This is a genomic window from Streptomyces sp. NPDC054841 (assembly GCF_053611045.1).
This window is the reverse complement of the sequence record NZ_JBSGZO010000318.1, coordinates 1-10,138: the sequence shown is the minus strand read 5'-3', so window position 1 is coordinate 10,138 and position 10,138 is coordinate 1. Positions and strand designations below refer to the sequence as shown.

Here is a 10,138-nt window from a genome sequence, read left to right as displayed (position 1 = left end):
GGCGGAGCCATGCCGACTGACGACAACGCAGGAGACGGAGTCGCAGGGCGTCGCGAGCCCAGCAAGATCCACCGGACAGGCCCTAGTCCTACGGTGTGCCTGCCGGGCGGACCACCATCGCGGAGCCGCCGCCCCGTCGCACCTTCTCCGCCGCCGCGAGCCAGCGGCCGTCGGGCAGGCGCTGGATGCCCGTCGCCGCCCCGATCTCCGGGTTCTGGCGGAACGCGTGGCCCAGTGCCTCCAGCTCCGCCCGCAACGGGCTGTTCCACAGCGCCGGTTCCAGCTCCGTCGTCGGCTGGTTGCGCTGGCTGGCGCGCGGGGCGGCGATCGCGTCGACCAGGGGGAGGCCGCGGTCCACGACGCCGGTGAGGGTCTGCAGCACGGTGGTGATGATCGTCGCGCCGCCCGGGGAGCCGAGGGCCAGCACCGGCCGGTCGCGGTCGTCCAGGACGATCGTCGGGGAGATGGAGGAGCGGGGGCGCTTGCCGGGCCCCGGCAGGTTCGGGTCGTGGACCGCCGGGTTGGCCGGGGCGAAGGAGAAGTCCGTCAGCTCGTTGTTGAGCAGGAAGCCCCGCCCGGGGACGGTGATGGCACTGCCGCCCGTCGACTCGATCGTCAGGGTGTACGCGACGACGTTGCCCCACTTGTCGGACGCGGTGAGGTGCGTCGTGTTCTCGCCCTCGTACGTCGTCGGCGCCGCCGTACCGCCGCTCGCGCACGCCGCCGGGTTTTGCGGGTCACCGGGGGCGAGCGGGCTCGTCAGCACGGCGTCGTCGCGGATCAGGCACTCGCGCGAGTCGGCGAACCGCTGCGACAGCAGCTCCCGGACCGGCACGTCCTCGAACGCCGGGTCGCCGACCCACCGCCCGCGGTCCGCGAACGCGATGCGGCTCGCCTCGACGAAGCGGTGCAGGTACTTCGCCTGCGAGAGGCCCGACAGGTCCGTCCGCTCCAGGATGTTCAGGGCCTCGCCCACGCTCGTACCGCCCGAGGACGCCGGGCCCATGCCGTACACGTCCAGTCCCCGGTACGACACCTTCGTGGGCCGCCGCCGCTGAGTCTCGTACGCCGCCAGGTCCCGCAGGGTCAGGTCACCGGGCCGCACGATGCGCGTCGCGCCTTCCCGCACGCCGGGCTTTCGTACGGTGTCGACGATGTCCCGGGCGATCGGGCCCCGGTACAACGCCCCCGTGCCCTCGCGCCTGATCTCCTCGTACGTACGTGCGAGATCCGGGTTCTTGAACACGGACCCGACCACCGGCAGCTGCCCACCGGGCAGGAACACCTCGGCCGTGGCCGGGAAGTCCCGGAACCGCGCCTCGTTCGCCTGGGTCTGGGAGCGGAAGGTCGCATCGACGGTGAAGCCGTCCTTCGCGAGCCGCTCCGCCGGCTTCAGCAGCTGACCGAGCGGCCGGCTTCCCCATGCGTCGAGCGCCGCGTCCCAGGTCGCGGGCGTGCCGGGGGTGCCGACGCCGAGGCCGCTGGTCACGCCTTCCTCGACGGGAATCGGCTTGCCGTTCTCCACGAACAGCGAGGCGTCCGCCGAGCGCGGCGCGGTCTCCCGCCCGTCGATCGTGTGGACCGTGCGCGTCTTCGCGTCGTAGTAGACGAAGAAGCCGCCACCGCCGATGCCCGCCGAGTACGGCTCGGTGACGCCGAGCGCCGCGGCCGTCGCCACCGCCGCGTCCACCGCGTTGCCACCGCGCCGAAGCACCTCGATGCCCGCGGCCGAGGCGTCCGCGTCGACGCTCGCGACCGCTCCCCCGTAGCCGGCGGCGACCGGCTCCTTCACCGGGGCGCCCGGTGCCGGGGCCGGCGTCGGCGGCGCCGCCGCGCCCACGGACAGCACGGCCAGCGCGACGGCGGGTATCGTGACGAGACGAGCGGCACTACTACGCATCCGTACCTCCGGTCAGCGAACGTCCGCGCAGCGTAACTTCACCGTACTCCGCTCGTCAGGACCGCCTCGAACACTGTTCCGCACGGCCCGCTAGCATGCGCGCCCATGAACGAAGACCTGCGCAACATCGTGCTCGGCGTGGTGGCCGCCGGTATAAGTGCCTCGCTCGGCTGGCTCGCCCGGACCTATCTGTGGCGCCGCAAGCTCCGCCGCAAGCAGGCCTTCTTCGGTCTGCCCGGCAATTCCGAGTGTCTGCTCGTCGTCAACCGCGAGGCCGGCAGCGAGGGCGCGGTCCACCGCTTCGACGTGTTCGCCCTGCTCGAACTCTCCGCCCTGATCAAGGACTGCGGGGCGAACGCCCAGATCATCCAGCACGATGTCGCTCAGCAGGGCTTCGGCGAGCGCACGGAGTTCTGCGTCGGCGGCCCGTACTCCAACCGCCGGATGGCCGCCCATCTCTCCTCCCTCCTCCCCGGCGTGAAGATCAACACGGATGTGGAGCCGGGCCCCGACCGGGGCGCCTTCCAGATCGGCTCCGAGCGGTACCGCCTGGAGGCGGGCACCACGGAGTACGTCATCCTGGCGCGTCTGACCGCCGGCGAGGCCGGCAGACCGGTCTTCCTCTTCTGCGGACAGCGCGCGATAACGAATCAGGCGGCCACCCGCTATCTGGCCCGCCACCACCAGAAGCTCGCCCGCAAGCACGGCAGCAGTTCCTTCGTCCTGCTGCTGAAGGTCGTCAACACCCAGGCGTACGGGCCCGATGTCGTCGAGCTCGTCGCCGACGTGACCCGTGCCGCGCAGGAGCCGCTGCCCGCCGTCCGGAACTCGCACCGCGCCAAGGCCTGAGGTCTCTCGGGGCAACGGCGTGGTGTGCGACGCCCGGGCGCGGGCGTTCGCCTGTCATCGCCCGCCGTCGCCCGTCGTCGCCCGTACTTGAACGGATGCCGCCGGCAGACCGTACGGGTAACCGCGGCCCCGGGCCCCCGGGTCAGGTTCGCCGTGCCGTCAACGCGATCCGCACGGAAGGACCTTCGGGTGTCACTCTGGACACACTCTCGGAAACTGCCGGACCAGGACGCCGTCGTCACGGAGGAGGACTCGTCACGGCGCGGCTCGCCAAAGCAGCCGGCGGACGGCGGCGCCGCGGGCCACGGCGGCGACGACCCCGACGGGTCCGTCCCCGACGGCCGGTGGAAGTGGAAGAAGCACCCGGGCGCCGCACGGGCCCTGACACGGGGAACCACCGTCCTGGCCGCCGTGCTCGTGCACGTCGCCCTCCTGCTGCCGGACGAACTCCCCCGCCTCACGCCCGCCGCGTTCATCCGCATCCCGGTGGAGGCCGTTTTCGGCACGGCCGTGCTCCTCGTCCTGCGGCCGAAATGGAGGCGGGCGGCCGCCGTGGTCGCGGGGACGGGACTGGGCCTGCTGACCGTCCTGAAGCTGCTCGACATGGGCTTCCACTCGGTTCTCGACCGCCCGTTCGACCCGGTGCTCGACTGGATTCTGCTCGACGACGCCGAGGCGTTCCTCAGGGACTCCGCCGGGACGACCGGGGCGATCGCCACCGTGACCGGGGTCGTGGTCCTGGTGCTCGCCCTGCTCGTCCTCATGGCCCTGGCCGTCGTCCGGCTGAACCGCGCCGTCGTCCGGCACAGCGCCGCGGCCGGCCGTGGAGCGCTCCTGCTCGGGACCGTCTGGGTCACCTGCGCGGCGCTCGGCACACAGATCGCCGCCGTACCGCTCGCCTCCCGCTCCACGGCCGAGTTCGCCCAGGAGCACGCGCTCCAGGTGCGTGCGGGACTGAAGGACCGGCAGGCGTTCTCGGAGGAGGCCGACGTCGACGCCTTCCGCGGCACCCCGGCCGACCAGTTGCTGACCGGGCTGCGCGGCAAGGACGTCCTCTTCGTCTTCATCGAGAGCTACGGCCGCAGCGCGGTCCAGGATCCCCGGATGGCGCCGCAGACCAGGGCAGTGCTCGCGGACGGGACCCGGCGGCTGCGCGCGAACGGCTTCCTCTCCCGGAGCGCCTTCCTCACCTCCCCGACGTCGGGAGGCGGCAGCTGGCTCGCCCACTCCACGTTCATGTCAGGCCTGTGGATCAAGAATCAGCAGCGCTACCGCAGCCTCACCTCGAGCGACCGGCTGACCCTCACGGGCGCCTTCCGGAACGCGGGCGCCTGGCGGACGGTCGGCATCATGCCGGGCGTCACCCGGTCCTGGCCGGAGGGGAGGTTCTACGGCCTCGACCACGTCTACGACTCCCGGAACCTCGGCTACCAGGGACCGAAGTTCAGCTGGACGCCCGTACCCGACCAGTTCAGCCTGGCGGCCTTCGAACGCCTGGAGCACGGCAAACGGGACCACGAGCCGCTGATGGCGGAGATCGTTCTGGCCTCCAGCCACAACCCCTGGGCACCGATACCCAGAACGCTCGGCTGGGAGGAGATCGGTGACGGCTCGATCTACCACTCCGTCAAGAAGGCGGGCAAGGATCCCGAGGACGTGTGGAGGGACCCCGACCAGGTGCGTACCGAGTACCGGCGGGCCATCACGTACTCGCTCACCAGCCTGATCGACTACGTGGAGAAGTACGGCGACGACGACACCGTGCTCGTCTTCCTCGGCGACCACCAGCCCGTCGGGACGGTGACCGACGGCGAACTCGGCCGGGACGTACCGATCAGCGTCGTCGCCCGCGACCCGGCCGTGCTGCGGCGGATCTCCGGATGGGGCTGGCAGGAGGGCCTGGCGCCGGGCCCCGGGGCTCCGGTCTGGCGGATGGACACGTTCCGGGACCGCTTCCTGACCGCCTACGGTCCGCAGCCCGGCGCCGCTCCGTCCGCGCCGTCCGCGCCGTCCCCGTAACCGCCCGGGGCGCGGGGCGGTTCACTCATGTCCTCGCGTGCGCCGCCCCCCGGGACACGGCCGCGCCGTCACGGATCCTGACGACCCACAGCCACCTGATGTCCCGTCCGAAGGACCAGACGAGCGACGCCAGCGCCGCGAGGACGGCCACGTACGCGGCCGGGCGCGGGACGATCCCGGCGGCGGCCACGAGGAGGACGATCCCCTGCAACGCGGCCACGGTCTTGCGGGCCAGGCTCGGAGGCAGCGGCCCGTGCAGCCACGGCAGCACCCGGGCCGCCGCGACGAAGGCGTAGCGCATGGCTCCGATGACCAGCACCCAGGCGCCCATCGGCATGGCGACATGGACGCTGAGCACCATGATGAGGAAGGCGTCGACCTCCATGTCGAAGCGTGCTCCGAAGCACGACTCCGTCCCGGTGCGCCGTGCGACCTGGCCGTCGACCGCGTCGAGGACCAGCGCCACCGTGGTGAGGACGGCGAGGAGCACGGTCGGCGGCCGGCTCACGAAGGACTCGGCGACCAGCGCCGTCACACCCCCCACGAGCGTCGTCCTGGCCAGGGTCACGCTGTTGGCCGGACCGAACGGTCCGCCCCGCGAACGGCGCAGCGCACGCATGAGCAGGGCCCAGGTGACGACCGTGAAGGCCAGGCCCGTCAGCCATCCGGCGGGGCCGAATCCGGTCGCCGTGCCGAGCACGGCCAGCAGCAGGATCTGCGCGCCCGCTCCCACGACCGTCTCCGGGATCAGCGCCTTCGTGCTGTTCGTGCCGATCAGGGCCACTGCGTACCTCCGGCCGTGTGACAGAGTCGATGTCCGCCGCGTACTGTGTGCGCGCCGTCATGATTGTCAGAACGTAAATCAGCTCGCGAGCGTTCAGCAGGAGGCCGTCGATGGAGCGCGCCGCACGTGCTTTCTGGCTCCGCTCCCCCGGCAACGGCGAGATCCGGGACGTGGCGCTGCCCGAACCGGGCGCCGACGACGTCGTGGTGCGCGCGCTCTGTTCCGGGGTGAGCCGGGGCACCGAGAGCCTGGTCTTCCGCGGGGGCGTACCGGAGAGCCAGTACTCCGCGATGCGGGCGCCGTTCCAGGACGGCGAGTTCCCCGGGCCCGTGAAGTACGGCTATCTCAGCGTCGGCCTGGTCGAGGAGGGGCCGCGGCACCTGGTCGGGCGCACGGTCTTCTGTCTCCACCCGCACCAGAGCCGCTACGTCGTCCCGGCGAGTGCCGTGACCCCCGTGCCGGACACCGTCCCGGCCGGACGGGCGGTGCTGGCCGGCACGGTGGAGACCGCGGTGAACGCGCTGTGGGACGCCGCGCCGATGGTCGGCGACCGGATCGCCGTGGTCGGCGCCGGGATGATCGGCTGCTCCGTCGCGGCTCTCGCCTCCCGGTACCCCGGTGTCCGCGTCCAGTTGGTCGACTCCGATCCCGCCCGCGCCACCGTGGCCGGGGCGCTGGGTGTCGACTTCGCGCTCCCCGAGGACGCCCTGGGGGACTGCGACCTGGCCGTCCACGCCAGTGCGACCGAGGCGGGGCTCACCCGCGCGCTGGAACTGCTCGCGCCGGAGGGCACGGTCCTGGAGCTGAGCTGGTACGGCGACCGGCGGATCAGCCTGCCGCTGGGAGAGGCGTTCCACTCCGGCCGTCTGGTCCTGCGCGGCAGTCAGGTCGGCAGGGTCGCGCAGGCGCGGCGCTCTCGCAGGACCTTCGCCGACCGGCTCGCGCTCTCGCTCGACCTGCTCGCCGACCCGGCCTTCGACGCACTGATCACCGGCGAATGCGCGTTCGAGGAGCTGCCGTCCGTGATGTCCAGGATCACCGCGGGGGATCTTCCGGGGCTGTGCCACCGCGTCCGGTACGACGCGGACACGGCCACCGATCGTGTCCGGCCAGGGGACGCCCGCACCGTCGAGCCCTGACGACCGGCGACCGGCGAACCGCAACCCGGCGGCCCCGGGCGAAGCGGGCGACCCGGGCGAACGCGGGCGACGCGGGCGACGCAGCCACCGGGCACGGGTCCCGAACGGCCCGGTTCCGGGCGACCCGGGTACCTGATGACCTGGGCCTCTGAACGCACGAGACACTGCGGCCGTAGTGAAGGGCAGGCAGAGCCGTCGGCTGCCGGAACCGTCGACCGGGAGGTCACCGCACTTGTTCAGCGTCACCGTCCGCGAGCACCTGATGATCGCGCACAGCTTCCGCGGCGAGGTCTTCGGACCCGCCCAGCGTCTGCACGGAGCCACCTATCTGGTGGACGCCACCTTCCGGCGTCCCGAGCTGGACGCCGACAACATCGTCGTCGACATCGGTCTGGCCACCCGCGAACTGAACGCCGTCGTGGGCGAGTTCAACTACCGCAATCTCGACGACGAATCGGTCTTCGCCGGCATCAACACCTCGACGGAGTACCTGGCCAAGGTCATCGCCGACCGCCTGGCCGACCGGGTGCACGCCGGAGCGCTGGGCGAGGGCGCCCGGGGCCTGACCGGCATCACGGTCACCCTGCACGAGTCACATATCGCGTGGGCGAGTTACGAGCGGGCCGTGTGAGCCGGGCAGCGAACGGCGCGGCCGGCGCAGCCCCGCCCGGCCGCTCTGTCCGGGTCGTGATGCCTGCGGGCATCGACGATCCGGCGTCACCGAGCGGGGGCAACACCTACGACCGCCGGGTGTGCCGGGAACTGCCGCAGGTCGGCTGGCAGGTGCACGAGCACACCCTCGCGGGCGACTGGCCGAACCCCGGGGCCGAGGCGCGCGAGGAACTGGCCCGGACGCTGCGTGCCTGGCCGGACGGCTCAGTCGTCCTCCTCGACGGACTCGTCGCCTGCGCCGTCCCGGAGATCGTCGTCCCCGAGGCCGAACGGCTGCGCCTGGCGGTGCTGGTGCACCTGCCGCTGGGCGACGAGACCGGCCTCGCCCCGGACGTGGCCGCGGCGCTGGACGAGGGTGAGCGCCGGACACTGCGGGCCGTGGCAGCGGTCGTGGCGACCAGCGACTGGGCGGCGGGCCGGCTCGTGGACCACCACGGCCTCAGCCCCGGCCGGGTCCATGTCGCCGCCCCGGGAGCGGACATCGCTCCCCTGGCGACCGGTGCCGGGACCGCTGCCGCATCCGGCGCCGGCACGCCCCCGCGCCTGCTGTGCGTCGCGTCGGTGACCCCCCGCAAGGGGCAGCATCTGCTGGTGCGGGCCCTGGCGTCGGTCGCCGACCAGCCGTGGACCTGTGAGTGCGTCGGCGGGTTGGGCCAGAGTCCCGGCTACGTCGGCCGGGTGCGGGAGCTGATCCGGGAACTCGGTCTCGGCGACCGGGTGCGCCTCACCGGCCCCCGGAAGGGCCCCGGGCTGAACGCGAGTTACGCCGCCGCCGACCTCCTCGTGCTCGCCTCGCGCGCCGAGACGTACGGCATGGCCGTGACCGAGGCGCTCGCACGCGGCGTTCCCGTGCTGGCGACGGCCGTCGGCGGAGTCCCGGAGGCGATGGGGCACACACCCGACGGCACGCTGCCGGGCATCCTCGTACCGCCCGATGATCCGGCGGCACTCTCCGCAGCGCTGCGTCGCTGGCTCGGCGACCCCGGGGAACGCCATCGCTCGAAAGCGGCCGCGCGACGGCGGCGCACCGCGCTGGCAGGCTGGGAGAGCACCTCACGGAACCTGGCCAAGGCGCTGGAACAGATCCGGCAGGAACACCCCCTGGAGGTGGCATGAGCGCGATCGACGTCACGCGCTACGCACCGGAGTGGCTGGCACTGCGGGAGGCGGCCGACGCCGCGTCCCGCGCGCCCGAACTCCTCGACCCGCTGCGCCACCATCTGCAGAGTGCCGCCTTCCCGGGGCACCGGCCGGGCCGGGACACGGCGCTGGTGATCCGCGACCTCGGGTGCGGCACCGGCTCCATGGGACGCTGGCTGGCCCCTCGGCTGAACGGACCGCAGCACTGGATCCTGCACGACCACGACCCCGAGCTGCTCGAACTCGCCGCCGGCCGGCTGCCCCGTACGGCGGCGGACGGCAGCCCGGTCACGGTCACGACGGAGCGCGGTGACATCGCCCGGCTGACGGCGGACGGCCTCGCCGGCACCTCGCTGGTGACGGCCTCGGCCCTGCTGGACGTGCTCACCCGCGACGAGTTGGACGGGCTGGTCGCGGCCTGCGCCGGTGCCGGCTGCCCGGCACTGCTGGCGCTGTCCGTGCTGGGCCGGGTCGACCTCACCCCGGCCGATCCGATGGACGCCGAGATCACCGACGCGTTCAACGCCCACCAGCGCCGGGTGGACCACGGCCGCCGGCTGCTCGGGCCCGACGCCGTCGCGGCGGCCTCCGTGGCCTTCGCCCGTCAGGGCATGACCGTACGGGTGCACACCAGCCCGTGGCGGCTCGGTGCCGCTTCCCCGGCGGCCGCCGGCCCGCAGGACGCGGCCCCGGGCGCCCGCGACGCCGCGCTGATGACGGACCTGACCGCCGAATGGCTGCGGGGCTGGGTCGGCGCCGCGCGGGAACAGCGGCCGGAGCTCGCGTCCCGCGCCGACGCCTATCTGCGGCGGCGTCTGGCGGCGTGCGAGGCGGGCGAGCTGGCTGTGGTGGTGCACCACAGTGACGTACTCGCCCTGCCCCGGCGGACGGGCGGCGCCTCATGATCCGCGCGGTCCGGGCCCGCCTCGGCATGCTCGCCGGAGCGGGGATCCTCGCGTCGGTGCTGTGGTGGCAGGGCACCGGCGCCTTCAGGGACGGGCTGCACGGGATCGACGGCTCCACTCTGCTGGCCGCCCTCGGCCTCGGCCTGTTCACCACCGTGCTCAGTGCGTGGCGCTGGTGCCTGGTGTCCCGCGGTCTGGGCATCAGGCTGCCGCTCGGCCGGGCCGTGGCGGACTACTACCGCGCGCTGTTCCTGAATGCGGCGCTGCCCGGTGGTGTCCTCGGAGACGTCCACCGCGCGGTACGGCACGGACGGAACGCCGGTGCCGTCGGCCGGGGCGTCCGAGCGGTCCTGCTCGAACGGATCGCGGGGCAGGCCGTTCTCGTCGCCGCCGGTGCGACGCTCCTGATCGCGCATGTCGCCCCCGCGGAGGCGGTCCGGCTCACCGCGACGACGGGAGCCGCCGCCGCCCTCGCCGCGGTCTGCGGGCTGGTGGTCGTGGGCGTGGGCGTGGCAAGGCTCCGGGGGAGGCCGGGCACTTCGCGGTGGCGCCGCGCGGCCCGGACCACGCTCGCCGAGGCGCGCCTCGGGCTCCTCGCCCGGGGCAGCTGGCCAGGTGTGCTGGTCTCGTCGGTCGCCGTGCTCGCGGGGCATCTCGGCATGTTCCTCCTCGCCGCCCGAGCTGCGGGATCGACGGCGCCGGCGACCCAGTTGCTGCCGCTGATGGTGCT

General features: G+C 73.3%; 9 protein-coding genes. 7 read left to right on the top strand and 2 right to left on the bottom strand.

What is annotated here, in order from left to right; all coding sequences use genetic code 11:
* Positions 1 to 88: 88 nt before the first annotated feature.
* The gene (gene ggt / locus ACWGI8_RS31220; protein WP_453666006.1) at positions 89 to 1,900 is read right to left on the bottom strand and encodes a gamma-glutamyltransferase; all 1,812 of its coding nucleotides are present in this window, start codon (positions 1,898 to 1,900) and stop codon (positions 89 to 91) included.
* 105 nt (positions 1,901 to 2,005) lie between these two features.
* On the opposite strand from ggt, the gene ACWGI8_RS31215 reads away from it, so the two are divergent.
* Positions 2,006 to 2,749 carry a hypothetical protein gene (locus tag ACWGI8_RS31215; protein WP_453666004.1) on the top strand — a complete coding sequence of 248 codons (744 nt, stop codon included), beginning with the start codon at positions 2,006 to 2,008 and terminating at the stop codon, positions 2,747 to 2,749.
* 189 nt (positions 2,750 to 2,938) lie between these two features.
* Complete coding sequence (locus ACWGI8_RS31210; protein ID WP_453666002.1) at positions 2,939 to 4,768, top strand: sulfatase; 1,830 nt, start codon at positions 2,939 to 2,941, stop codon at positions 4,766 to 4,768.
* Positions 4,769 to 4,793: 25 nt separating this feature from the next.
* Here ACWGI8_RS31210 and ACWGI8_RS31205 read toward each other — a convergent pair whose 3' ends face one another.
* Positions 4,794 to 5,552: a CDP-alcohol phosphatidyltransferase family protein gene (locus tag ACWGI8_RS31205; protein WP_453666000.1), complete on the bottom strand. Its 759-nt coding sequence runs from the start codon at positions 5,550 to 5,552 to the stop codon at positions 4,794 to 4,796.
* A 110-nt stretch (positions 5,553 to 5,662) separates the two neighbouring features.
* Here ACWGI8_RS31205 and ACWGI8_RS31200 point away from each other — a divergent pair, with 110 nt between their 5' ends.
* From ACWGI8_RS31200 to ACWGI8_RS31180, 5 genes are all read left to right on the top strand, one after another.
* Positions 5,663 to 6,691 (top strand): zinc-dependent alcohol dehydrogenase, encoded by a 1,029-nt coding sequence (locus ACWGI8_RS31200; protein ID WP_453665998.1) that lies wholly within the window; start codon positions 5,663 to 5,665, stop codon positions 6,689 to 6,691.
* 232 nt (positions 6,692 to 6,923) lie between these two features.
* Entirely contained in the window at positions 6,924 to 7,322 is a 399-nt protein-coding gene (locus tag ACWGI8_RS31195) for a 6-pyruvoyl trahydropterin synthase family protein (protein WP_453665996.1), read from the top strand.
* Between the two features lie 59 nt (positions 7,323 to 7,381).
* Positions 7,382 to 8,479, top strand: a complete 1,098-nt coding sequence (locus ACWGI8_RS31190; RefSeq protein ID WP_453666008.1) for a glycosyltransferase family 4 protein — start codon at positions 7,382 to 7,384, stop codon at positions 8,477 to 8,479.
* Positions 8,476 to 9,408: a methyltransferase domain-containing protein gene (locus tag ACWGI8_RS31185; RefSeq protein WP_453665994.1), complete on the top strand. Its 933-nt coding sequence runs from the start codon at positions 8,476 to 8,478 to the stop codon at positions 9,406 to 9,408. The genes ACWGI8_RS31190 and ACWGI8_RS31185 overlap by 4 nt, the downstream gene beginning before the upstream one ends.
* Positions 9,405 to 10,138 (top strand): lysylphosphatidylglycerol synthase domain-containing protein (locus ACWGI8_RS31180; RefSeq protein ID WP_453665992.1); only part of this gene is annotated, 734 nt, incomplete at its 3' end. The genes ACWGI8_RS31185 and ACWGI8_RS31180, both read left to right, overlap by 4 nt.

What these genes read in the sequence shown, in the direction of transcription:
- ggt (WP_453666006.1), bottom strand. Translation starts at nt 1,900, where the DNA reads ATGCGTAGTAGTGCCGCTCGTCTCGTCACGATACCCGCCGTCGCGCTG.
- ACWGI8_RS31215 (WP_453666004.1), top strand. Translation starts at nt 2,006, where the DNA reads ATGAACGAAGACCTGCGCAACATCGTGCTCGGCGTGGTGGCCGCCGGT.
- ACWGI8_RS31200 (WP_453665998.1), top strand. Translation starts at nt 5,663, where the DNA reads ATGGAGCGCGCCGCACGTGCTTTCTGGCTCCGCTCCCCCGGCAACGGC.
- ACWGI8_RS31190 (WP_453666008.1), top strand. Translation starts at nt 7,382, where the DNA reads ATGCCTGCGGGCATCGACGATCCGGCGTCACCGAGCGGGGGCAACACC.
- ACWGI8_RS31185 (WP_453665994.1), top strand. Translation starts at nt 8,476, where the DNA reads ATGAGCGCGATCGACGTCACGCGCTACGCACCGGAGTGGCTGGCACTG.